Raw genomic sequence first — 23058 nt, forward strand, 5'->3', positions numbered from 1 at the left:
TTTTATTTTTATCGTTTTGACACGCAGGGCCAAAATGACCAAGAACATCCACGAAAGCCGCATCCTGATTTTGGATTTCGGTTCCCAGTTCACCCAACTTATCGCTCGCCGCATCCGTGAGATTGGCGTTTATTGCGAACTGTGGGCCTGGGATGTCAGCGAAGAAGACATTCGCGACTTCGCCCCCAACGGCATTATCCTCTCCGGTGGCCCGGAGTCGGTACACGCCGACGGCAGCCCGCGCGCGCCGGAATATGTGTTTAATGCTGGTGTGCCGGTTTTCGGTATTTGCTACGGCATGCAAACCATGGCGCATCAGTTGGGCGGCGCCGTTGAAGGCTCTATGGAGCGTGAATTCGGTTATGCGCAAATTGAACTGTTAACCGACTCCAAGCTTACCCACGGCATCGAAGATGCGGTGAACGACCAAGGCGTTGCACTGCTGGACGTATGGATGAGCCACGGCGACAAAGTGGTTGCCATTCCTGAAGGCTTTAGCACTGTTGCCAAAACCGACAACTGCCCGTTTGCCATTATGGCCAACGAAGAAAAATGCTTCTACGGCGTGCAGTTCCACCCCGAAGTCACCCACACCCGCCAAGGCAAACGCCTGCTTGAGCACTTTGTGCTCGACATCTGCGGCTGTGACGCGCTGTGGACTTCCAGCGCCATTATTGAAGACGCCGTTGCCCGCATTAAAGAACAAGTGGGCGACGACGAAGTTATCCTCGGCCTTTCTGGCGGCGTGGATTCCTCTGTAGTCGCCATGCTGGTGCACCGCGCCATTGGCGACAAGCTCACCTGTGTGTTCGTTGATAACGGCCTGCTGCGCCTCAACGAAGGCGAACAGGTCATGGAAATGTTCGGTGACCACTTTGGCCTTAACATCATCAAGGCCGACGCCGAAGAGCGCTTTATGTCCGCCCTTAAAGGTATCGACGAGCCTGAAGCCAAGCGTAAAACCATTGGCCGGGTGTTCGTGGAAGTGTTCGATGAATATGCCAAGAGCATGGAAAACGCCAAATGGCTGGCCCAGGGCACCATCTACCCCGACGTTATCGAGTCTGCCGCTTCCAAAACCGGCAAGGCGCATGTGATTAAGTCGCACCACAACGTTGGCGGCCTGCCAGAAGACATGAAAATGGGCCTGGTTGAACCGCTGCGCGAGCTGTTTAAAGACGAAGTGCGCAAAATCGGTTTAGAACTTGGCCTGCCTTACGACATGCTTTACCGCCACCCCTTCCCGGGGCCGGGCCTGGGCGTGCGGGTGCTGGGTGAAGTGAAAAAGGAATACTGCGATCTCCTTCGCCGCGCCGATGCCATTTTCATCGAAGAGCTGCACAAGGCCGACCTCTACCACAAAGTCAGCCAAGCCTTTGTGGTGTTCCTGCCGGTTCGCTCCGTGGGCGTGATGGGCGATGGCCGTAAATACGACTGGGTTGTCAGCCTACGCGCTGTTGAAACCATCGACTTTATGACCGCCCACTGGGCGCACCTGCCTTACGACCTGCTGGGTAAGGTGTCTAACCGCATCATCAATGAAATTGATGGCATCAGCCGGGTTGTTTACGACATCTCAGGTAAGCCGCCAGCGACTATTGAGTGGGAGTGATCCTGCCAATAAAAAAGCCCGCCGAAAGGCGGGTTTTTTATTGGGTGTGAGTTGTCAGGGTTTGGCATTTCTTTCGAGCTGTTTGAACGCTGGTGATTCTTTTACTCGCCGGGTCCCGGCCCGGCAGCCGGGGTACTTTTGTTTCGGCAAAAGTACCCAAAACCACCGCCCATGTTTCGCTTAATCTTCGCCTCTGGTCGTTCCCCGGCCACCGGTTCATACGCGCTCCCGGCACGTATTCACCTGCCTCGACGTCCTGTCTCGGCTGTCCTTTCACTCCCGTCAGCTCAGCGCTGCACTTAACGGGCTCCAGGTCCTCACCAGCAGGATGTGAATGTAGGTAAGACTATCTGCTGCACCGTTACATCACTGACAAGTACATGATTTCTAATAAAATTGAATGTGGGTGTCCAATTGAATATTTCCAATTGAATATTTACTTGACCACTACAGCCCAGCTGTTAGTGAAAGCACCGGTGTTTAAAAGGCGCATTACACGTATGGCGTGCCCGCCATGGCAGCCGTTACGGCGATATGCCCCTTGTCGATAATGGCAACAAAGTCGGCCTCTGCCGCTTTTTCGTCGTGGTGCTGGCGGTAGGTCCCGTGCGCTTGGCGAAGAGCGGTGCTCCATGCTGCCAAAATGAGGCCCGCCGCGAGGCGGGCGTCGGCATCGGCCTTGTCCAGTGCCACACAGCCCGCAAGGGCCCTTGCCACGGTGTCTACCAGTTCGTCGCGTATTGCCCGTGCCCTTGCCTTTAGGCTGTCGCTTGCTTCCACCGTTGCTACAAAGGCCTGACTTTCTGGCGAAAACGTCAGATAAGGTACCTTTTCCTCAATCAGCCTGTGTACCAGCCGGTGCAGCACTTCAAGGGCCGGCACACTGGGCTGGCGTTGCAAGAAGGCTTCCTGTAGCAGCTCCTGTGCGTCTTTATAACGGTCGAAGAAGATGTCTTCCTTACGGGAAAAGTGGTTGAAAACCGTCATACGCCCAACATCGGCGGCTTGTGCAATCTCATCGACGGTCACATTGTCAAAACCCTTTGCTTTAAAGAGGGCTGTGGCTGCGGTGGCGATCGCTTGGCGCGTGGCGAGGCGTTTACGGGTACGGCGGTCATTGGATGTCTTCATGGGCCAATTAATAGCAAGCTTTATGTACTGAGTACAACAATCGATTGACATTGCCTGTATTTAAAAGTGTACTTAGTATACTTTTGAGCTAAGTATATATTTCCGCGCCAGCAGTGGCGACCAGTCGCAAGTCTGGCTTCGCTTGGCGGCGGCCAGGACAAGGGCGGGTAAGTCGAGGGCGATACGAGGAATGGCACCATGAAAGCCGTACAATTTAGCTGCTTTGGCGGCCCCAATGTTTTGGCATTGGTGGATTTGCCTGAGCCCATGCCGGAGCCGGGCCAAGTGCGGGTTGCCGTGCGCGCTGCCGGGGTGAATGCCAGTGATTGGAAGAAACGCCAGGGATTGTTGGACCAGAACTTGCCACAGACTCTGGGCCATGAGGCGGCGGGCATCGTTGAGGTATTGGGCGAGGGCGTTACGGACGTTGCCGTTGGCGACCACGTCTTTGGGTTTTCGGCCTCCGGGGCTGCCCAAGCGCAGCAGGCGGTGCTTTCTCATTTTGCGCCGATGCCTTCGGGGCTTAGCTTCGCCGAAGCCGCTTCCCTACCTTCAGCACTTGAGACCGCCGCTCGAGCGCTAGATTGGCTTAACATTGCGCCGGGTGTCACCTTGCTTATCAATGGTGCGTCCGGCAATGTTGGCTCTGCCGCCGTTCAGCTGGCGGTGGCACGGGGTGCCCGGGTGGTTGGCATAGCCAGTCCCGGCAAGCAGCAATGGCTAAGCACCTTGGGGGCAGAGCCGGTCAGTTATGGCGCCGGCATGGTGGAACGGGTTAATGCGCTTGTGCCTGGTGGCGTCAATCTGGCGCTTGATGTGGCTGGCAACGGCATTTTACCCGCACTGATTAGCCTCACTGGCAGCGCGAGCAAGGTTGTTACCGTTGTCGATTTTCCCGGCGCGTGCCAGACCGGCGTGCACTTTAGCCGGGGTGAGGACGGGCGGGCGCTTTATGTGCTTTTTGAGATTGGCAAACTGATTGCCACTGGCCAATATCGGCTGCCCGCCATTGAGACCTTTTTATTGTCCGAGGTGGCTAAAGCACATGGTGTTGGCGAGGCTGGCCTTGCAACCGGCAAGCTGGTGCTGCTGGTGGAGGGCGCCAGCAATGAACCCTGAGCTGCCGATAAATGCTAATGGCCAGGCGCCACTCGGACCCAGACGCTGGTTAGCCTTGGTGGCGCTTAGCCTGGCGCAACTGATGGATGTACTTGATAACACCATCGTAAATATCGCCCTGCCGTCGGCCCAACAGGCTCTGGGGTTTTCCATCAACGACCGGCAGTGGATCATTACCGGTTATGCACTGACTTTCGGCAGTCTGTTACTGCTTGGCGGCAGACTCTCGGATCTTTTCGGGCGAAAACGCCTGTTCATTATCGGGGTGAGCGGTTTTGTTATCGCCTCGGCGGTTGGGGGCGCGGCCAACGGATTTACAGCCCTGCTGCTGGCCCGCATTGGCCAGGGGATGTTCGCGGCACTGCTGGCCCCGGCGGCACTGTCGCTGTTAGCGGTTATTTTTGCTGACAACGCCGTTGAGCGCGCAAAGGCGTTTGGCATCTTTGGCGCGGTTTCCGGCATCGGCGGAGCCGTGGGGCTGGTGCTGGGCGGCCTGTTGACCGAAACCCTGTCCTGGCGCTGGTGCCTTTATGTGAACCTTATTTTCGGCTTGCTCGCTTTACTCGGCGCCTTCGCCTTTATTCCCCGCGATAGTCGGCCGCATCGCCAGCGGCTTGATGTACCAGGGGCGCTTATTTCCACGTTAGGACTGGTCGCCATCGTTTATGGCCTAGGTCATGCCGCTTTGCTGGGCTGGCAGGATGCAAGAACGCTTTGGCCGGTAATGGCGGGGATCGTTCTACTGGCTGTTTTTATTGGCATTGAGCGCCATAGCAACAGCCCGCTTTTACCACTGCGCGTGGTGCTGCATCGGGTTCGCGGCGCGGCCTATTTAACGCTGGTGGTGGTTGGCATGGGCATGTTCGCTGTGTTTTTGTTCCTCACCTACTACTTGCAGGGCTTGTTGCACTTTAGCCCGGTGCTGACCGGGGTTGCCTTTTTGCCAATGCTGGCCGCTGTTGTTGCCAGTGCTGTCATCTCCGGGGCGATAGTATTCCCACGCTTTGGCCCTCGGCCCTTGGTGCCTGTCGGGTGTGTGCTTGCCGCTATTGGCATGCTGCTATTTACCCGTATCGGCCTTGCTAACAGCTACACTGCCGTTGTTTTACCGGCGTTACTGGTCACGGGCCTTGGCTTTGGCATGATTTTCAGCGCTGTTCAGAACGCCGCCACGAGCGAGGTGGCAGACCATGATGCTGGTATTGCCTCGGCCATGGTCAGTGCCAGCCAGCAAATAGGCGGCGCTATTGGTATAGCGGTGTTCAACTCGCTTGCTGCAACCTCTGTAGCGGATTACCTCACCGAACATGCTGGCAGCGTTTTCGGGCCGCAGCTGATGCAGAAGGCTACGCTTGCCGGAGACCTTCTTGTTTTCTGGGCGGCGGCCGGCATTTTTTTATTTGGTGCGCTTCAGGCGGCGGCGCTGTTTCCTAAAGGGCGTATAAAATTCAACGGGACACCCACTTTGAGTTTTTAATTAAATCAGTGCCTTAGGCTGCGGTTGGGCTGGGGAAGGAGCTCCTGTTTTCTAAGTGCTGTACCGAAGCCAGCCTCAACCAAGTGTCACGCCGTGGTTTGCAAGTAAGGCCCTGGGGCCCCTTTCAGTGGAGCGCTGAGCCGCCGGGAGCGTGAGCTGACGCGAGGCAGGACGCCGAGCGAGCGGAGGACGCGTCGGGAACCGTATGCAGCGGTCAGCGGCAAGCGACCAGAGGCGAAGATTGAGCGTAACGCAGGGGTGGCCTTCTTTCGGTTCCTTTCTTGGCCAAGCAAGAAAGGAACCCGCCCGCCGGGGCGGGACCCGGCATCTAAAGCAATCGCCGCTAAGACTTTACTACCCATCATTCCCGTAGCCCCTGACTGGTACTAATCGCAGTGCTTACACTCCAAACCCGGTAGGTATTCTGGGGGTGGGCTTTGGCTGTATTTGGTACTTGGTAAAGGAAATGTACTCAGGAAAAGGGCAGGGGTTTGTGACTCAAAGTAGGTGTCCTGCTGAGTTCCTTTCAAACCGAATAGCGGTCGAGGGCAAGCGCCCTGACCGACGAAGCATTTTGGCGCATCGCTTTCAGCGATCCATTCTCTGGATCATCGTAGGTCGCGCGAATAACCTCGCGGGAGGTGAATTGTTCGATCCTTATGTGCAGAGGTCGCCAATTGCCTTCGATCACATCATATGAGTTGCTGTCCGCCAGGACTTTCCCAGCGTATTTTTGAACCATTTGGTTCGCCGGTTCGAACTTTTGCATCAATTCCGGATCATGGACGGTGATATCCATAACCAAGATCCCACCGTCGTTCGGGATGCTCGGGGTTCCCTCAATTGCAATGGCGTTCGCGATAGCGCCCGGCACCGCCTGGCGCGCATGCTTGGCCGGTTGGAAATCCGGATCGTTGTAGAATTGATGGATCGCCCTGAGGCTCGGATATTCGAGAATGACCAGTCGCGATGGACGCCAGTCGCCTTCGAGAACCTCGTAATCACTAGGCGGCGCCCGGGTCAGGACCTTGGCGCCGTGCTTGCTGAGTATTGGATTAGCCGCCACCTCGTATGTCTCTAGGGCCTTCGGGTCCGGGATGTGCAGGTCGATTATAAAGTAGGCTGTCATGGTTGGCCTCCTGAAGCGCTCTTGGGCGCGAGCTACATGTGTATTGAAATCTCAGGCATGGTCGCGAGATCGCTTGCCGAGACTAGGGCGTCTTGACTGCGCAGGATCGCCCTGACGCTTTTGGCATCTGCAGCACCCGTTTTCGCAAAGTGCGCAGCGGCGACACCCGCCGCCTGACCGGTCGCGAACGCAGTACCCATTACGCGAAGGCTGGCTCCCGCACGTTGGTCGCCATCGGCCGTTCGGCCGGCGGCAAAAAGGTTCGGAGTATCCTGACAGATAAGGCATCCAAGGGGGATTTCGTAGACACCATAATCTGCTGGCGGTTCAAAGGTGCTTTCTAACGTGTGTCGGTCATGCCATTCGGCCCCCCAGGCGCCGAGCGCGATACTGTCATCGCTGCTCCTCATATTCGCAACGTGATCCCAGGTTAGCTGCTCAACAGAGTTGATATGGCGAGATTCCCGCGTCCCAAACTCGGGGCCGGTCGTGACGAGATAAGCCTTAGAACAGCCAGGCAGGCTGCGCAGAACATCAAGGTAGGCCCATGCCTGCTTGCGGCCGCGGGCCTCCGCACGGCTCAGGCTGCGGACGTCGCGCGGGTCGTAGTCCTCCGAGGCGAGATAGCAGCAAAGATCACCGGAAAACGGCAACCGAACGAGTACGCTGCGGTCCTTGCTCAGAGGCGCGCCGCGCTCCTTGGCGTCAGCTATCGCGGTTGCGAGGCGCTCAGGATCGATTTCAGCGTCCGGGTCCAAGCCGCCGAACCTTATGCCGAGCGTGCCGAGGTTGATCGCTCCATGATTGCCGTAGCGGGTAGAGGCCCCCGCGAGGAAGGCTAGGTCGCAATCGCCTGTCGCATCGACAAAGGCCGCCGCCTCGATGACATGAGCTCCGCCGTGGTCATGAAACGTCACGCTGCGGATGTGATCGCCCTCACGGCTAGCATCGGTAACAAAAGCATGGAGCAGGACGTCCACACCCGCCTCGGCACAAAGCTCGTCAAGCACCAGCTTGACTGCCTCGGGATCGAATACGACGAACACGCCGCGATGGCGCACAGGGGCCGATACCGCCCCCAACCGCCTCAGCTTTGCTAAGGCGGCCTCCGCCACACCACGAACCGCCTGGTGAGACACTGGCGCCAATGTGTAAAAACCGCAATAGGTGAGTACGTTCCGCATGGTAGCCGCGCCCCCAAGGCAGCCGGCGCTCTCAACCAGAGCCGTGCGCGCACCGGCCTGGGCGGCGCCAATAGCCGCCGCCACGCCAGCGCTGCCGCCGCCTACAACCACAACGTCATATCTTTCGTGAAGCGCCATAACCTCTCCGTGAGTGTGATTATCACCTTTTGCGCTGCGTCGGCCGCGCTGGAGATTAATATATTGAGCAATCACTAAAAAAATTGACAGCATTAAGCTGGAGTGTCAATACTTATTGAATGGTTACTACAGAAAAACATCCGGGTAGAACCGGTCGCCCTCGAGGGTTTGACCGCGATGCCGCTTTACACGCGGCAATGGTTCTCTTTTGGCGCCACGGTTTCGAGGGCGTGTCCGTCGCGCAATTGACCGAGGCCATCGGCGTAGCGCCAGCTAGTCTCTATGCGGCGTTTGGCAGCAAAGCAGAACTCTATAAGGAAACGCTCGACCTCTATCTTCGTAGGGTGAGCGTCCAGGCGACTTATACATTAGAAACAGATCAGCCCATCCACGAGACGGTGAGCGAGATGTTGAAATCTGCCGTATACGTGGTAACAGATGCCGATGGTGTTCCGGGGTGCATGGTTTCTATGAGCATGCTACTTGCGGCGCCGGAGCATGCAGCACTGGCTCAACACACGCAGAACCTGCGACAGCAATGGCAGGAACGGATCGCGGCGCGACTGCAACGGGCGATCATGGCAGGCGAGCTTCCATCCAAGCTCAGCGCAGAGCTGTTGGCTTGTTATCTGGTCTCACTCATGCAGGGCATCGGAATACAAGCCCGCGATGGCGCTTCGCGTGAGGCCCTCATGGACGTCGCGCGGTTGGGCTATACGACACTGTTCGGATCTGATGACAGCATTCGCGACACCGGTTTTGTGACGCTTTCATCATGATAGGCCAATTGCGCCAGTCTTGCGGTTGATGCCGTAGCGCTTCTAAAGACCCCTCGAGCGCTATTTACTATTTTGTATTGCTCGATGGGCCGCCTCTGTCGTTCGGGCGCTGCTGTGAAGAATTTGTGCCATCGTGTGTCTTTCCATTCCCTGGAATTAATCGTGAATTCAATGGGACATATATGTCCTGTTGAGTTTGCTTTTATTGGGTGTGTGTGAGATCTGCTGTTCTTTTCGACGTTGCGCTGCAGCTGATGTTCGTTTATATGCCGGTAATACCCGGGCCGTCCTGGTCCTCGCCCTTACGGGCCATCGTCGCTAGGCTCCGATGTTCAAAATTGCTCCCAGCAATGTTGTCGGTAAAAGTCAGCGGGGCTGGCCGCTTAAAACCACCACCCCGATATTACGCGGTGTCTGCGGGATGTTTGGTTGTCAGCCTTCCCTCGCGGCTCATTCCGGCTCGCACGTCCTGTGCTCGCGCTCAGCAGCATCAAGGTAGTACTTTGATGTGCAAACTTCGCCATGTTGATAGTAAAGTATTGATATACAAACTCAACGGGACACCCACTTTGAGTTCTTATCTAGATCAGTGGCTTAGATGGTAGCTAAGCATCACCCCCCAACCCTAAATAACCCGGCAGGTATTCTGGGGGTGGGCTTTGGCTGTATTTGGTACTTGGTAAAGGAAATGTACTCAGGAAAAGGGCAGGGGTTTATGACTCAAAGTGGGTGTCCTGCTGAGTACTGTGCGGCGTCTCTCCCAAATTGACGCAGCCTCCCCGAGCCTCGGGTCAGATCGCGGGCACGTTTGCCACATCCCGCGCATAGCGTCGGGGCGGGGCGCCCATTTCACGCCGGAAGGCGGTGGCGAAGGAATATTCCGAGGCGTAACCCAGAGAAGCGGCAATCTCGGGGATGCTGTCGCGGGTGTCGAGCATCCGCTCCGCCGCCAGCATCATGCGCCAGCGGGTCAGGTAGGCTATCGGCGTGGTGCCCATCTTATCCTTGAACCTCTGCGCGAAGGCTGTGCGTGACAGCCCGACACGCCGGGCTAGATCCCCCATCGTCCAAGGGTAACCGGGGGCCGCGTGGATCGCAGCTATCGCGAGCCCGATCTGCGGGTCAGCCAGCGCGGCGAGCCAGCCGACATCTTGCGCGCCGACTTGCTCGACATGCAGCCGCAAAGCCTGAACCAGCATCATATGCGATAACTGCTGCACCATCAGCGATGAGCCGGCACGCGCGTCGCGCACCTCTTCCATCATCAGCTCAAGCGATGCGCGAAGCCGCGCCTGCCCGTCGGAGGTACGCACGCGGATGAGGGTGGGCAGAGTTCCGAGGAGCGCCTCCGCATGGCGCCCGTTCACCTCGAACCGGCTACCGACGAGATAGCATTCACCCCCTCCTTGAACCGTGATGACATTGCCACTGAGGTTTTGGTCCAACACCTCGCTAGCCGGGCGCGGTGGCGTATCGGGACCACCCGACAACACAACTCGCCGTCCACTTGGAAGTACGAAACACTCCCCGGCCTCGATGCGCAGCGCCTCTTTCTCCGTGCGCACCCAGCAATGGCCCCGGATCACGGCGTAACACTTGATGCGCCCCGACAGGTCGTCGAGCGCAAGCGCCCAATCCCCGGCTGCGTCAAAACCGGCGGTGATATGGGCCTGCGGCTTTAGCAAGGCGAGCAAATCGGACAATGGATCCATGGTTCCTCGGACAATTTCGTAAAAAATATGAACTCAGGAACATAGTTCGTTCGGCTTGCAGGGTCCACACTCTATTTTCGCACATCGGCCCGGAGCAACCGGTACCTCTAACCATCAATGGACATCCCATGACCGAAGTTATCGCCAGCGCGATCATCGACGCCACACCCGAAACCGTCTGGGCGAGCCTGCGGGACTTCTCCGGCCCCGCCCTCTGGGTTCGCAACATCACCTCGAGCGATATCGAGGACGGCCTGGCCCCCGACCAGGTCGGTGCCATCCGCCGCCTTGTCTTCGACACCGGCAGCAGTATCCGGGAGCGACTGATCGCATTGTCGGACCACGACCGCTATTTCCGCTACGCCCTGCTGCCGACAGACGACCTGCCGATCAAGGATTACAGCGGCAAGGTGCAGGTGCTGCCGGTGACCGATGGCAATCGTGCCATGGTTCATTGGTGCGGCAATTTCACCATCCGCAAAGGCGACCCCGCCGAGGTCTGCGCTTGGGTTCAGGGCATTTACCAGCGCGATATCGAGGATATGCAGATCTGGTTCACCAAGACCTGAACCTATCCCCCATTTGACACAGCGATCTTTCGGACATCGCCGCAACAAGCGGGATGGCCACGAGAAGATCACCGCACGAACGAGAGAACAATCATGAAAGCAGCACGTATCACCGCCACGGGGACCGCGCCGGTCTATGGCGACGCCGCTGAGCCCACGGCAGGAGAAGGCGAAGCCGTCATCACCGTGACCGCCGCCCCGATCAGCCCCATCGTTCGCCTGCGCGCTGCGGCGCCGGTCCCTGCCGAGAGTGGCGTCCTTTTCGTCGGCCTGGACGGAGTAGGCACCAATGGAAATGGTCAGCGCGTCTATTTCCTCTTCCCTAAACCGCCCTTCGGTGCGCTGGCCGAAAAGACGCTGGTGCCCGCCGCAATGACCGTGCCGGTGCCGGACGGGCTCGGGGATGCCGAGGCCGCCGCCATCGCGACCGCCGGCATGTCCTCTTGGGCGGCGCTGACGCGCCGCGTGCCGATCAAGGCCGGGCAGACTGTTCTTGTCACCGCAGCCAACGGCGCGGCTGGCCGGCTGGCGCTGCAGGTCGCACGCCATCTTGGTGCGGGCCGAGTCATTGCGGTGACCCGCTCGACCTCTGCGCTTGCGGGGTTGTCGGCGGACCAAGGCATCGCGCTTGAGGCCGAAGGTGCGGACGCGGCGCTGCAGGAGGCCTTCCGTGCCGGTGTTGACATCGTCCTTGACTATGCGTGGGGCGCCGTTGCCGAGCGGATCATCGCGGCTGTCTCCACGGCTCGGGGAGCACCGATGGGCGAACCCCGCTTGCGCTATGCCATCATCGGGGCGAGCGCGGGCCAGACCGCGCCGCTTGCCGCCTATGCCTTCCAGAGTTCCAAGATCGAGCTCATCGGATCCGGCATCGGCTCGGTCGCCGTGCGCGACTATTTGGCGGCCTGTGCTGAGCTTCTCGGAGCCGCAGAAGAAGCCGGGTTTGAGGCACCGCACGAGATCCATGCGCTGAGCGAAATTGGCGAGATATGGGAACAAGCGGCGCAACGACGCATCATCCTGCGTCCGGATCAGGCCTGATGTGCAAGAGGGACTCAACGGGACACCCACTTTGAGTTCTTATCTAGATCAGTGGCTTAGGTAGTAGCTGATCGTTGAAGGGCATCACGCTCCAACCCTAAATAACCCGGTAGGTATTCTGGGGTGGGCTTTGACTGTATTCGGTACTTGGTACAGGAAATGTACTCAGGAAAAGGGCAGGGGTTTATGACTCAAAGTGGGTGTCCTGCTAAGTATTTGCCAATAAAAAAGCCCGCTTAATTGCGGGCTTTTTTATGGCGATAACATAATCGTTTTTTGGGTGATAACGGAAAATCTAAGAAGTGCTTGTTCCTTCATTTCCATTCTTTTGGTTTTTAAAATGCATGTGACTGCGGATTGCTCTATGAGCAAAAAAGATCTGTACGGCGCTCAGGGCAGCAAGGTAAGACGCGGCAACAAGACCATAGCCTGCCGGCAGTAACTCCATAAAGGAGGATATAAACTGGCCGAAAAAATTGCCATAGAAAGATAGGCCAGCATGCGCCCACGGTGTTGTGGGTGGCTCTGCTCGACGGCGCACCCCATCGGTCGTTCGCGATTTCCGACCCGATCCGGAAAGCCGCCGTTCATTGCACGATGTACCAAGGACAGTTGAGGGCGGGCAGAAGACCTTTGTTGCGGTTTGCACGAGTGACCGCTGTGCGCCCGCATTCAAGCTATCAAATGTCCTCTCCAGAACCTGCTGTTTAGAATGGCCTGATGTCCTTTGATCTGATGGGGCGGCGGCAGCTCCGGTATTAAGCATGTCGACCGAAGGTGTGACATAATCTGAAATTTGTCATTTGATATTTGTTATTGATACACTTGCCTTCTCGCATTTGATCGGAGACACAATATGAAGTTTTCTACCCGTAGGCTCGGTACAAACGGGCCGTTCGTTTCCGCGATCGGTCTTGGCTGCATGGGCATGTCGGAATTTTATGGGCACGCTGACAGGGCAACTTCGCTGGCGACGATTGCGGCCGCCCTTGATGCAGGCGTCACCCTTTTTGATACGGGCGACTTCTACGGCGTCGGCCATAATGAAATGCTGCTTGCCGAAGCCTTGAGAGGCAAGCGCGAACAAGCGTTCATTCAGGTCAAGTTTGGCGCCCAGCGCGGACCAGACGGCGCATTTCTCGGCATAGATGCGCGACCGGTCGCCGTGAAGACGGCTCTCGCTTACTCCCTTCGGCGCCTTGAGACAGATTATGTCGATTTATACATGACTGGCGTCGATCCGGCAGTCCCTATCGAGGATACAATCGGCGCAATGGCCGAGCTGGTGACACAGGGCTATATCCAACACATCGGGCTCACCAATGTGGATGCCGCGACGATCCGGCGCGCCCATGCAACGCATCCGATCACGGCGCTCCAGTTCGAATATGGTTTGATCTCGCGTGATATGGAGGAGGAAATCCTGCCGCTGTGCCGAGAACTCGGCATCGGTATCACGGCTTATGGCGTTCTGAGCAGGGGGCTGCTGACCGGCAGCAAGGGCTCCGGCGAAGGCGACTTGAGAAGCGCCTACTATCCCCGTTTCCAGGGGGACAATCGAACCAGGAACGAAAGGCTGGCGGCCGCGCTGGCGCGGGTCGCGCAAGAAGAAGGAATTACCGCAGCGCAGGCCGCGATCGGATGGGTTCTGAGCCAGGGCGAAGATATCATTCCGGTCGTTGGATCGCGGACGCCGGAACGGCTGGCGGAGGCACTAGCGTCACCTCTGAAGCTCTCCGACGCTTCGCTCACGGCGATCGAAACGGCGGTGCCGCATGATGCGGTCGCGGGTGAGCGGTTCATGGCGCACTGATCGCTTTGCTCGACTTGAGGTGGATATTGACAAGATGAAATCAACTTCTTCGGATGCGGGCGACACACGCGCCCGTATCCTCGACATTGCAGAAAGCCTCTTGAAGCGCTATGGGCTCGAAAAGCTCAATGTGGTGGACGTCGCGCGTGCTCTGAACATGAGTCATGGCAACGTTTATCGACATTTTTCCAGCAAGGCGGCGCTTCGCGAGGCGGTTATCCATCGTTGGCTTGACCGGGTCGTCCAGAAGACCGACATCATTGCCAAGAGAGACGCTCCCGCTGACCAACGTCTGACCGACTGGCTTAAAGCCCTTGCCGTCATCAAGCAGCGCAAGGTTGTGGAAGATGCAGAAATGCTCGCCGCGGCGGTAAAGGTGGTGCGCAACGCTCCATCCATTCAGAATGAGCACGCGCGGCTCCTGACTGCGCAGGTCGTTGGCATTCTCGAAGCTGGGCTGCTGGATGGCACACTACCGGGAGCTCACCCTCCCCAATCGACAGCCATCGCCATTCTGGATGCCACGACAAAATTTCATCACCCCGAAATGGTCGCAAAGGGAGGGTCAGCACAGGCGCAGATGGTAGGATTGGAACGCGTCCTCACACTGATCATGGTCGCCTTGACGGCCATTCCCGAATTTCAGCAATAGTGTATTCTCTGAATGGTTTTGCGCACGCCACCCACCATGATTGCAGTGGATACCTATTCGACAATATATCAGTAACTGACAATAGGCAATATGTCAGTTACTGACAAGGTGCCAGTTCGCCGAGACAGGAAACTCCATCGTACAAATGTCCGGTGGTCAAGCCCTCTCATGCTTGAGGCCAGGCAACCAGTCCGTTGCCAATATTGTTTTCACTGTATTCGACCAAAGAAGGTGTACCACTAGAAGAACTTCTTTGAGAACCGCACTCCGGTTGCGCTCAGGATTTCGAACGATCCTCCAGGAGATCGTTGAGTGCGCCTCTCGCCAATTTGAGCTGTTTGCCCAAAGTTGGTACCGGGTTTTCGAGCCACAACAATGTCGCGTGGACAAAGGCCGCCATACCAACTTTCGCGGCGAGTGTCGCACTTAAGTCGTCAACCCCTCGCTCCACTAAGGCTTGCGCTAACACTCGTGCCAGCAGCTCATGTTTGGTCAGCTCACGCTCTTGGAGCGCGGGCGTTTGGGAAATGACATTCTGACGCGGCTTCGAAAACGGACGATTGGCTTCAAGCATCGCCACAACGGAGCTGAAAGCGTGAAATAGCACTGTTAGAGCATCGGCATTTTGCGGAGCCGACGCGATTGCGTCGGTCAGCATCGAACTCAGCACTTCCTGACCGTCGAACAGCACTTCGCGCTTGTCAGGGAAGTGCCGAAAGAATGTGCGCTCCGTCACGCCGGCGCGTGTAGCGATGTCTACGGCCTTCGTGTCGTCGTAGCCGCGCTCGGCAAACAGTTCCAAGGCCGCTTGCTGCAACCGCTCGCGCGCTCCGACGGTGGCTTTTCTCATTTTTCTTCAACCTCACAATTGTCAGCTGCTGACATTTTGGTTATTTTTGATATTGTCAGTTACTGACATTTTGGCTGTGTTGGTGACTGCCGCAATGTGTACCATAACGCCGCACAGGCAATCAAGGAGCTGTTATGCAAATATTTCTGACTGGAGCTAATGGCTGGATCGGATCTGCGATCGTTCGCGAGTTGCTCGATGCAGGGCATTCGGTAACGGGTCTCGCTCGTAGCAAGGAGAAGGCCGAAGTCGTTCGGGCAATGGGCGCCACGCCGATCATTGGAGATATCACCGACCTCGATGTTCTGCGCAAGGGCGCATCGGATGCGGAGGCCGTGATTCACACTGCCTTCGGTCTCGAAATCGCCGAGATCGAACGGTTGGCGAAGGAAGACAGTGACGCGATCAATGCTTTCGGGGAGGTCTTCGCCGGGTCGACACGTCCGATCCTGGTTACCGACGGCTATCTCCACATGACCGGGAAGTATTTCACGGAGCAGGAGCGTCCAGAGATTGCCACTTACTTTCCTCGAGCATCGGCACAAACCGCATTCGCGCTCGCCGACAAGGGCGTATATGCGAGCGTCGTTCGGAACCCCCGCTCGGTCCACGGCCAAGGTGAGACGCACGGGTTCGTCCCAATGCTCGCGGCTGTTGCACGTGAGAAAGGCGTTTCTGCCTATGTCGATGATGGCCAGCACCTTTGGCCAGCAGTCCATCGCCTTGATTGCGCTCGAGTTTACAGGTTGGCGATTGAACGAGGCGCCCGAGGCGAGGCTTATCACGCCGTCGGCGACGAGGGCGTGCCCTTCAAGGATATTGCAGAGGCTGTGGGCAGACAGGTCGGTGTTCCCGCCAAGTCCCTGACGCTAGAAGAAGCGCAGGCGCATTTCGGTCCTATCGCACCCTTCATTGCGAACAGCGGTCCGGTGTCCACGACATGGACACGCGAGACGTTGAGATGGGCGCCCGAGCACCCTGGCATCATTGAAGACATCGGTCGGCCTGACTACGCGGTGTAGTTGCCTGGCGTCTGAAGACCGGTGCCGACCGATCTTCAGGACTCAAGGGGAAACCCACTTAGGGACTCAAGGAGACACCCACTTTGAGTTCTTTCGGTATTTGGTACAGGAAATGTACTCAGTAAAAGGGTAGGGGTTTATGACTCAAAGTGGGTGTCATGCTGAGTATTTCGTGCAAAGGAATTTAGCCGAAAATTCCACATGGCGTCTTTGAGATCCAGCTTCGACGTGGCAGCTTTTGCGCATCTCTGCCGTTCGCAGAGGGTGCAGCGAAGGTCAACTCCGGGCCGCAAACGTCGTGCAGCTCTGCCAAGCCAGTCATGCGACGCGTCGAAGCGCCGCATGTCTGCTCCGAGCCCTTAGCGGACGGTCGGCTTCAGAGAACGCATGATAGTTTCAAGCTGCGCCTCTCCGCCCGGCGTCTGTGCGCCGAGACGCAGACCACCACGAATAAGCTCCGCTGCGGCAGGTCGGCTGAAAAGCCCGGCCCAAGCCGCGTGCTCTGTCAGCATTCCCGATGCAAGATCTGCGGCTGGTAGAGCGGATTTTGCCGCCGAGATCACGCCATCGGCTAGGTTTGCGATGTTCTTAGCAATCCGCTCGACGTGTTCCGTTAGCGTCTCAGGCGGAAGGGCACGATTGATCCAACCCCAAGCGGCAGCGGTCTCTGCATCAATCACATCCGCACCAAGCACGACTTCCAGCGCGCGGTTACGGGTCATCTTCTGCGCCAGATACTGCGTGCCGCCACCGCCGGGCACGATGCCCATCAGCGCCTCGCATTGCGAAAGCCCCGCCTTGCCGATTGCCGCAAAGCACATATCCGCCGCCGCCACGAACTCCGCACCACCGCCACGCGCCTGGCCTTCCAGCTTGACTATCGTCACCTGCGGCTGGTGGCGCAGCATCTCGCCCAGGGCCTGAAAGATGTTCAACCCCTCGGGTGCCAGCGCCAGCAGCGCATCAAAGGCCTGCGGCTGATCGATCAACGACATATCGACATGCGCGATAAAGAAATCCGGAACCGCACTGTCGAAGATGATCACCTTCAGCGTCTCGTCCTCACGCACCTTCGTCAGGTAGTCGTGCAGGTCCGCAAACATCTGTACGCCCAGGACATTGACCGGGGGGCTGTCGAGCGTGACATGAGAAATCCCGCCATCGCGGCGAATGCGCAAAGTTTTGTATTCCGATACCATAATTTCCACCTTTTCTAGGATGGACAAGTAAATATCAATATAATACCTAGTATCAATAACGCACTTTTCCCATACTAGGTTTGCAAAAGGATACCGCCATGGCTCCCGAACCGCTGACGATCTACCGCGCCGATTGCCCGAGCCGACCCATCCTGGACCAGCTGATCAGCAAATGGTCGATGCTGGTTTTGCAGGTTCTGGATGAACCGAAGCGCTTCAATATGATCAAGCGCCAGCTTGATGGGATAACGCAGCGGGTTCTGACAGAAACCTTGCGCAAGCTCGAGCGCAGCGGGATGGTGACGCGCAGGGTGCTTGAGACCTCGCCCATCGGGGTTGAATACGCCCTGACCCCAATGGGGCAATCGTTGAAGGTGGTCTTTTCGTCGCTTTACGATTGGACAGTGACCAATATGAGAGACATCGAGGAGACCCAGCAGGCATATGATCTCCAACGATGATGGCGTGAGCGTCAACTTTGTCCCGCCGCACTGCGGCAATGGTGATCCTCGCCAATGACCGGTGTGGGCCGAAAGCGATTATGTGGCTGTTGAGCGTGAATGTCTGCTTCGCTAATTTCTGGCGGCCAAAACCGGGCAGACCGCCTCGGCCCCTTTGCGGTCGTAAACCTAAGAGGGGTGAGAAGAGGGGACGTAGTCGCTTTGGTCTGGGGGCGAACATGGTAACTCGGAACCTTGCGAAGAATGTCTATTCTTTTTGGCCTTCTGGTCGGAGGATAGAAACCAAGTAATTCTGTGGCCGAAGATCCAAATCTGGGAGTTCTCTGAACTGCTCTGGAATTGCCTTGAATATCTTGGAAACCGCTTGTCGGGTCATTCCAAGCAGACCGGCAATTTTCGATTGATTGATCCCTTCGGAAACTCAACGGGACACCCACTTTGGGGTCTTATCTAAATCAGGCGAGTTAGACGATGGTTTAGGGAAGCGGCCATGCGTCTAGGTTTCTGCAGCCCTGCCATCCTGTCTCGGCTGTCCATCCATTTCAGCGCTCCACTTAACGGGCTCCGGGCCTCACCAGCAGGATGTGAATGCAGGAAATAAGATCTGCTACTTCGCCTCGTAGCTGGTAAGAGCTTGACATACAAAAAGGCTTAAAGTGGGGGTCTTGCTGAGTTGGCTTCGGCTTGGCCTCGCCCCGCGAAGCGGCGGCCGTCAGTCGAGCAGCAGCTCGCTCGATACCGCCCATAGGTGGCGGGCGATTAGCGGGTCTAACGCCCACTCCTTGACCCCATGCGGATGGTCGGCTAACGAGGCCTCGTTTCCTACGGTGTAGGCTTCGCGGCAGTCATCAAGATAATGTCCTCCGGTATGCGCAAATTCCGGCAAGGCGGCCGCTACCATCGTAGTCGCGACCCCCTGTTCAACGGTCTTGTAGCGAAAGACGCCCGCGGCGGCGGCGGCATCCAGTGAGGCCCGTTGCTGCGCCGTGAAGTTGCGCTGCAAGCCGGTGACGACGCCGCCGGGATTGACCGCATTGGCGACGATCCCGTCCGAAGCCCAAAGCCTGGTGGCCTCGACCGCGAACAGGGCATTGGCCGTCTTGGATTGGGCATAGGCGATCTGTGGGTCGTAAGGGCGACGTTCAAAATGCAGATCATCAAAATCAATGCCTGCTCGCATATGCGCGGTCGAGCTCAGTGCAACGATCCGGGCACCGTTCCGCTCTGCCGCGCCCCGAGCCAGCGCGCGATGCAATCCCGTGGCAAGGGCGAAATGGCCAAGGTGGTTCGTCGCGAATTGGAGTTCCCATCCTTCCGGGGTCCGTTCAAGACCACTGGTGACGACGCCCGCATTGTTGATCAGCAAGTGCAGCGGCGCGTCCCAGGACTCGACGAAAGCTGCGATGGACGACCTATCTGCTAGATCGAGGTAGGCAACGTCCGGCGCGGCAGTCTGGGTGTCCCGTTGGATACCCTTCGCCACCTTCCGACCGACGTCGAGGTTGCGTACAGCGAGCACGACCTCAGCTCCGGCAATAGCTAATGACCGGGCGGTCTCGATCCCCAGACCCGAGGATGCACCTGTGACGATGGCGCGGATCCCCTGAAGACTGATACCGGACATGACCTCTGCAGCGGTACTTTCGGCCGTAAACGGCGTAGAAATGAGGGAGGGTGCGGGCATGATAGATCCTGACGATTGTACACAATCTAGATATACGCTATACATAATTACAGGAATTGTAAAGTTAGGATAGTTCAAAAAGGAGCCGCCGATGCCGAACATCGGAGATGCCGCACAACTTCCTGTCGCCGAAGGTAATACGCGCCGCATCGCTATCATGCATGCCGCTCTCGCCACCTTTGCCCGTTTCGGCTATCGCAAGACATCTATGGAGGAGATCGCGCGTACTGCCCGGATTTCCCGCCCGGGCCTGTATTTCCTTTTCTCCTCGAAGGAGCAGCTTTTCCGCGAGGTCGTGTCGCACGTCCTTAGTGAGGATCTGGCCGAAGTCGAACGCCAACTCAGCACGCCCGGCTTACCTTTGGCGGGGCGCATCGTGTCGGCCTTCGATCAATGGGCGGGGCGATATGTTGGCCCTCTGGCCCGCGATCTCGCCGCCCTGATCGAAACAAATCCGGAGATACTAGGCGATATTGTCACGCAGGCGCCCGAACGCTTTTCCGCCTTGGTCATCGACGCGATCGCCTCCTCGGAGAAGCCTGAGCACAGGGAAAAGGCCGCAGCCCTGACACAGACCCTGATCAGCGCGTCGATCGGCATCAAGTATCAGGCAGACACACGCGACGAATACACTGCGCGATTTGCGACAGCCGTCGATTTGTTGCTGAGGTGACTGTTGATTCTTTGCGCCGCGCGGCGGCTGAGTTCCGTGCCGGCCGTCCTGTGCTCGCGCTCATCATCTATTAAGATCTTGATATACAGCAAGAATCAAAGTAGGTGTCCTGCTGAGTTGGCCTTTAATCATGTCCAGTGGTCTTGTGTGAGCAGACCCAGCCGGAACACAACACTGCCACTACGGAAAGAAGTGACAGTACCGGCAATATCAGTAGCACTGCGGAGGCATAGCTCGCTGGAGTTTTCGGATCAGCTGCGTTGGTATAGATACCGCCTAAGAAGGCAATTCCCAGAAATACCCCTAATTGTGCAGTAGTATTGACCAGTGCCGATATTGACGGCACCTTTTCATGGGGAACGATGGCCGTCAACCGCGCGACTAGAGCGCCAAACCCTGCTCCATGACCGAGGCCACTTAGCATCAGTAGTGCCAAAAGGCCTGACAACGCTGGTTCAGGTTTTATCACCTTTAGCAGCGAGAACTGGGCAATACTCAATACTGCCAGTGCTGCCGGCGATATGCCTCGATACCAGCGTTGGGGTAATCGTGTCCACAGCAAGTTGACTGCTGCGAAAGCCAAGGCATAAGCAGAAAAGATCAACGACGCGTTAAAGACAGTAAAGCCGGCGCCACTTTGTAGATAACTTGACAAGACATAGATCAGTGTACCGTAGCCACCCATGGTTACTAGCACGACGTAAAGCGTAGGTGGAACCACTGAAGAGGCCAGCATGCCGATATCTAGAAGGGGCTGACGTCCGAGGCGCACCACACCGATTTCATACACCGCAAAGACAGCAAGACCAGCCAGTCCACCTAGCCCTGTCAGAATGCTCCAGATGGGCCAGCCGTGATGTGATCCGACATTCAGTGTTACGGTAACGAGGCTCAGTGAAAGAATGAAGATCAGTAAGCCTCCCAAATCCAGCCGCTGCCCTCGGTGCTCTTCAGATTTAATTAGATGGCGTTGCGCACTGAGTGCCAGCCATAGCCCGATCGGTGTGTACAAGAAAAAAGCCACCCGCCAACCAAGAGCTCCGCTGATAGTCGAAATGAGTGTGCCGCTGATTAACAGCCCACCGGCAACACCTGCACCAAGGCTCATCGTATACAAGCTGACGGCTATGGCGCGGGCCGGACCAGTGAAGCGTAACTGGATAAGCGACAAAACCTGCGGTACAAGGATTGCAGCACCGAGCCCGGCAAATAGCTGTCCAATCAGGAGCATCCACCATGTTACGGCAAAGGCTGAGATCAGTCCCGATAACGATAGGATGATTGCGCCGATACTGAACCACTGACGCTGCGCTGAGGCACCCAGTCGAGCGCCGGCAACCATAAATGTGGTAAGAGCAAAGCTAAATGCCGAGGCGATCAGCTGTAACTGGGCGGCGGGCAACCCCAAAGTGGCCCCCACCTTGGGTGCGGCAACGCTCATTGCTGCGGCTCCCCAACTTCCCATGGCTTGGCCGACGATAAGTACCGAAAGACCTTTCCATCTTGGTCCGATCCTGTCCCAGGGAGGCATGACTTGATCATGCATCTTGCTTTTCTCGGTTTTGAACATCACTTTGTGTCAGAGCAAGACTGCTCTCGATCCTGGCACCACGTTCCAAAATTCTGCCAACGGGACAGCGATCTGAAATATCGAGCAAGGTCTGTCGCTGTTCGTCGCTCAAGGCCCCTTTTAGCGTGATCGTCCTGGTGAAAAGAAACGGCCGCTCCTCACCCATTTGTTTGTCATGCTGCAGCTCGGTTTCAACTTTTTCTAATGGAATGCACTTGCGGTCAGCATAGAGACGAAGTGTCATCACCGTGCAGGCCGCAAGTGCGGCGGAAATCATCTCTACCGGTGATAAGCCACTGTCAAGCCCTCCGAGCCGTGCGGGTTCGTCGGCAATGAGCCGATGGTCGCGTGCAGATATGCTAACTTGATAGCCGCCTTGACCGGTCTCAACCGCATGCAAAGTACTCCCCCGCGCAGCTACTGTCTCGGCCGGCTCCACAGATATTTCGGGCAGATAACGAACTGCCCATGAAGCAATTACATCCGCCGAGTAATCCGCATCTCGACGTGCAGTCAGCAAATGATCAGCGTCATCAAGTGACACGAAGCTTTTGGGGTGTTTAGCGGCCATGAAGATCTGTGCAGCGTTGTTTATTCCAACAATCTTGTCGCCGGGCGCATGTAGGATCAGCAAGGCTTTGTTCATCGATGCGACGCGGGTCATCAAATCTTGGCGCTGTACGTCTTCGACAAAGGACTTGTGAAACTCGAAGTCTCGCCCCGAAAGGGACACAGTAGCTTGGCCTGTCTGGTGGATTTCTTTTAGGCTTTGTGGGTCGAACTGGTGCAGGATATGGCTGACATCGGCCGGTGCGCCAAGCGCCGCCACTGCATGTACAGAGGGCAACTGAGAAGCTGCTGCGAGAACCGCCGAGCCACCCAGGCTATGACCGACTAGCAGTGTTGGCTCCATGCCTGCTTTTGTCATTGCCCCGGCAGCGGCCATCAGGTCTTCGACGTTGCAGGCGAAACCGCTCTGCCCAAAAGAGCCCTCACTTTTACCCAAGCCTGCAAAATCGAAGCGTAGGACGCCAATACCATTGCGTGCCAACGCACGCGAGATCCGTGCTGCTGCCAGGCTATCTTTTCCGCAGGAGAAGCAGTGTGCAAAAATGGCCCAGCCCCTGAGGGTTGAGCGTGGCCGTTCTAGTCGGCCCGACAACATGTTTCCGTTCGAGCCGGTAAAATTGAAACTTGCGTCGCTCATGATGCTTACCCATGTTCCTGAGTGAAACAGGCGTCC

The 23058-nt window shown here is 57.2% G+C and carries 20 protein-coding genes; 11 read left to right on the top strand and 9 right to left on the bottom strand.

Annotated elements, in window-relative coordinates; genetic code table 11:
- Positions 1 to 34: 34 nt before the first annotated feature.
- Positions 35 to 1612 carry a glutamine-hydrolyzing GMP synthase gene (gene guaA, locus DW350_RS04605; RefSeq protein ID WP_115717748.1) on the top strand — a complete coding sequence of 526 codons (1578 nt, stop codon included), beginning with the start codon at positions 35 to 37 and terminating at the stop codon, positions 1610 to 1612.
- Between the two features lie 492 nt (positions 1613 to 2104).
- Here the strand turns inward: guaA and DW350_RS04610 are convergent, their stop codons facing one another.
- On the bottom strand, positions 2105 to 2743 hold the full coding sequence (locus DW350_RS04610; RefSeq protein ID WP_115717749.1) for a TetR/AcrR family transcriptional regulator: 639 nt from the start codon (positions 2741 to 2743) through the stop codon (positions 2105 to 2107).
- 198 nt (positions 2744 to 2941) lie between these two features.
- On the opposite strand from DW350_RS04610, the gene DW350_RS04615 reads away from it, so the two are divergent.
- Together DW350_RS04615 and DW350_RS04620 are read left to right on the top strand one after the other, a co-directional pair.
- Entirely contained in the window at positions 2942 to 3862 is a 921-nt protein-coding gene (locus tag DW350_RS04615; protein WP_115717750.1) for an NADP-dependent oxidoreductase, read from the top strand.
- Positions 3852 to 5339, top strand: coding sequence for a DHA2 family efflux MFS transporter permease subunit (locus DW350_RS04620; protein ID WP_115717751.1), 1488 nt, complete (start codon positions 3852 to 3854; stop codon positions 5337 to 5339). Before DW350_RS04615 ends, DW350_RS04620 begins: the two co-directional genes overlap by 11 nt.
- A gap of 526 nt (positions 5340 to 5865) precedes the next feature.
- On the opposite strand, the gene DW350_RS04625 is transcribed toward DW350_RS04620, so the two are convergent.
- Positions 5866 to 6468 (bottom strand): DUF1330 domain-containing protein, encoded by a 603-nt coding sequence (locus DW350_RS04625; protein ID WP_115717752.1) that lies wholly within the window; start codon positions 6466 to 6468, stop codon positions 5866 to 5868.
- A 32-nt stretch (positions 6469 to 6500) separates the two neighbouring features.
- Positions 6501 to 7790 (bottom strand): FAD-dependent oxidoreductase, encoded by a 1290-nt coding sequence (locus tag DW350_RS04630; protein WP_115717753.1) that lies wholly within the window; start codon positions 7788 to 7790, stop codon positions 6501 to 6503.
- A 230-nt stretch (positions 7791 to 8020) separates the two neighbouring features.
- On the opposite strand from DW350_RS04630, the gene DW350_RS04635 reads away from it, so the two are divergent.
- Positions 8021 to 8569 (top strand): TetR/AcrR family transcriptional regulator, encoded by a 549-nt coding sequence (locus DW350_RS04635; RefSeq protein WP_264296842.1) that lies wholly within the window; start codon positions 8021 to 8023, stop codon positions 8567 to 8569.
- A gap of 791 nt (positions 8570 to 9360) precedes the next feature.
- Here DW350_RS04635 and DW350_RS04640 read toward each other — a convergent pair.
- Positions 9361 to 10281 carry an AraC family transcriptional regulator gene (locus DW350_RS04640; protein WP_115717755.1) on the bottom strand — a complete coding sequence of 307 codons (921 nt, stop codon included), beginning with the start codon at positions 10279 to 10281 and terminating at the stop codon, positions 9361 to 9363.
- Positions 10282 to 10409: 128 nt separating this feature from the next.
- Between DW350_RS04640 and DW350_RS04645 the strand changes: the two genes are divergently transcribed.
- From DW350_RS04645 to DW350_RS04660, 4 genes are all read left to right on the top strand, one after another.
- Complete coding sequence (locus DW350_RS04645; protein WP_192954805.1) at positions 10410 to 10850, top strand: SRPBCC family protein; 441 nt, start codon at positions 10410 to 10412, stop codon at positions 10848 to 10850.
- Between the two features lie 93 nt (positions 10851 to 10943).
- Complete coding sequence (locus tag DW350_RS04650) at positions 10944 to 11891, top strand: quinone oxidoreductase family protein (protein WP_115717756.1); 948 nt, start codon at positions 10944 to 10946, stop codon at positions 11889 to 11891.
- Between the two features lie 856 nt (positions 11892 to 12747).
- Positions 12748 to 13704 carry an aldo/keto reductase gene (locus DW350_RS04655; protein WP_115717757.1) on the top strand — a complete coding sequence of 319 codons (957 nt, stop codon included), beginning with the start codon at positions 12748 to 12750 and terminating at the stop codon, positions 13702 to 13704.
- Positions 13705 to 13738: 34 nt separating this feature from the next.
- Positions 13739 to 14356 (top strand): TetR/AcrR family transcriptional regulator, encoded by a 618-nt coding sequence (locus DW350_RS04660; protein ID WP_192954806.1) that lies wholly within the window; start codon positions 13739 to 13741, stop codon positions 14354 to 14356.
- 277 nt (positions 14357 to 14633) lie between these two features.
- Here the strand turns inward: DW350_RS04660 and DW350_RS04665 are convergent, their stop codons facing one another.
- A complete protein-coding gene (locus tag DW350_RS04665; protein WP_115717759.1) occupies positions 14634 to 15206 on the bottom strand; it encodes a TetR/AcrR family transcriptional regulator in 573 nt (190 codons plus the stop codon).
- Between the two features lie 134 nt (positions 15207 to 15340).
- Between DW350_RS04665 and DW350_RS04670 the strand changes: the two genes are divergently transcribed.
- Entirely contained in the window at positions 15341 to 16228 is an 888-nt protein-coding gene (locus DW350_RS04670; protein ID WP_115717760.1) for an SDR family oxidoreductase, read from the top strand.
- Positions 16229 to 16587: 359 nt separating this feature from the next.
- Here DW350_RS04670 and DW350_RS04675 read toward each other — a convergent pair whose 3' ends face one another.
- A complete protein-coding gene (locus DW350_RS04675) occupies positions 16588 to 17427 on the bottom strand; it encodes an enoyl-CoA hydratase/isomerase family protein (RefSeq protein WP_419178348.1) in 840 nt (279 codons plus the stop codon).
- Between the two features lie 98 nt (positions 17428 to 17525).
- Here DW350_RS04675 and DW350_RS04680 point away from each other — a divergent pair, with 98 nt between their 5' ends.
- Positions 17526 to 17888 (top strand): winged helix-turn-helix transcriptional regulator, encoded by a 363-nt coding sequence (locus DW350_RS04680; RefSeq protein ID WP_115717761.1) that lies wholly within the window; start codon positions 17526 to 17528, stop codon positions 17886 to 17888.
- 712 nt (positions 17889 to 18600) lie between these two features.
- Here the strand turns inward: DW350_RS04680 and DW350_RS04685 are convergent.
- Complete coding sequence (locus tag DW350_RS04685) at positions 18601 to 19572, bottom strand: SDR family NAD(P)-dependent oxidoreductase (protein ID WP_115717762.1); 972 nt, start codon at positions 19570 to 19572, stop codon at positions 18601 to 18603.
- A 91-nt stretch (positions 19573 to 19663) separates the two neighbouring features.
- On the opposite strand from DW350_RS04685, the gene DW350_RS04690 reads away from it, so the two are divergent.
- Positions 19664 to 20245 carry a TetR/AcrR family transcriptional regulator gene (locus tag DW350_RS04690; RefSeq protein ID WP_115717763.1) on the top strand — a complete coding sequence of 194 codons (582 nt, stop codon included), beginning with the start codon at positions 19664 to 19666 and terminating at the stop codon, positions 20243 to 20245.
- 124 nt (positions 20246 to 20369) lie between these two features.
- Here DW350_RS04690 and DW350_RS04695 read toward each other — a convergent pair whose 3' ends face one another.
- Complete coding sequence (locus DW350_RS04695) at positions 20370 to 21791, bottom strand: MFS transporter (protein ID WP_192954807.1); 1422 nt, start codon at positions 21789 to 21791, stop codon at positions 20370 to 20372.
- Positions 21784 to 23022, bottom strand: a complete 1239-nt coding sequence (locus DW350_RS04700; protein ID WP_115717765.1) for a bifunctional alpha/beta hydrolase/OsmC family protein — start codon at positions 23020 to 23022, stop codon at positions 21784 to 21786. The genes DW350_RS04695 and DW350_RS04700 overlap by 8 nt, the downstream gene beginning before the upstream one ends.
- Between the last annotated feature and the right edge of the window lie 36 nt (positions 23023 to 23058).

This window comes from Gallaecimonas mangrovi (assembly GCF_003367375.1).
In the GTDB taxonomy this organism is placed as follows: Bacteria; Pseudomonadota; Gammaproteobacteria; order Enterobacterales; family Gallaecimonadaceae; genus Gallaecimonas; species Gallaecimonas mangrovi.

Coding starts and splice junctions, on each gene's coding strand:
- guaA (WP_115717748.1), top strand. CDS start 35: ATGACCAAGAACATCCACGAAAGCCGCATCCTGATTTTGGATTTCGGT.
- DW350_RS04610 (WP_115717749.1), bottom strand. CDS start 2,743: ATGAAGACATCCAATGACCGCCGTACCCGTAAACGCCTCGCCACGCGC.
- DW350_RS04615 (WP_115717750.1), top strand. CDS start 2,942: ATGAAAGCCGTACAATTTAGCTGCTTTGGCGGCCCCAATGTTTTGGCA.
- DW350_RS04620 (WP_115717751.1), top strand. CDS start 3,852: ATGAACCCTGAGCTGCCGATAAATGCTAATGGCCAGGCGCCACTCGGA.
- DW350_RS04625 (WP_115717752.1), bottom strand. CDS start 6,468: ATGACAGCCTACTTTATAATCGACCTGCACATCCCGGACCCGAAGGCC.
- DW350_RS04630 (WP_115717753.1), bottom strand. CDS start 7,790: ATGGCGCTTCACGAAAGATATGACGTTGTGGTTGTAGGCGGCGGCAGC.
- DW350_RS04640 (WP_115717755.1), bottom strand. CDS start 10,281: ATGGATCCATTGTCCGATTTGCTCGCCTTGCTAAAGCCGCAGGCCCAT.
- DW350_RS04645 (WP_192954805.1), top strand. CDS start 10,410: ATGACCGAAGTTATCGCCAGCGCGATCATCGACGCCACACCCGAAACC.
- DW350_RS04650 (WP_115717756.1), top strand. CDS start 10,944: ATGAAAGCAGCACGTATCACCGCCACGGGGACCGCGCCGGTCTATGGC.
- DW350_RS04655 (WP_115717757.1), top strand. CDS start 12,748: ATGAAGTTTTCTACCCGTAGGCTCGGTACAAACGGGCCGTTCGTTTCC.
- DW350_RS04660 (WP_192954806.1), top strand. CDS start 13,739: ATGAAATCAACTTCTTCGGATGCGGGCGACACACGCGCCCGTATCCTC.
- DW350_RS04665 (WP_115717759.1), bottom strand. CDS start 15,206: ATGAGAAAAGCCACCGTCGGAGCGCGCGAGCGGTTGCAGCAAGCGGCC.
- DW350_RS04670 (WP_115717760.1), top strand. CDS start 15,341: ATGCAAATATTTCTGACTGGAGCTAATGGCTGGATCGGATCTGCGATC.
- DW350_RS04675 (WP_419178348.1), bottom strand. CDS start 17,427: ATGGTATCGGAATACAAAACTTTGCGCATTCGCCGCGATGGCGGGATT.
- DW350_RS04680 (WP_115717761.1), top strand. CDS start 17,526: ATGGCTCCCGAACCGCTGACGATCTACCGCGCCGATTGCCCGAGCCGA.
- DW350_RS04685 (WP_115717762.1), bottom strand. CDS start 19,572: ATGCCCGCACCCTCCCTCATTTCTACGCCGTTTACGGCCGAAAGTACC.
- DW350_RS04690 (WP_115717763.1), top strand. CDS start 19,664: ATGCCGAACATCGGAGATGCCGCACAACTTCCTGTCGCCGAAGGTAAT.
- DW350_RS04695 (WP_192954807.1), bottom strand. CDS start 21,791: ATGCATGATCAAGTCATGCCTCCCTGGGACAGGATCGGACCAAGATGG.
- DW350_RS04700 (WP_115717765.1), bottom strand. CDS start 23,022: ATGAGCGACGCAAGTTTCAATTTTACCGGCTCGAACGGAAACATGTTG.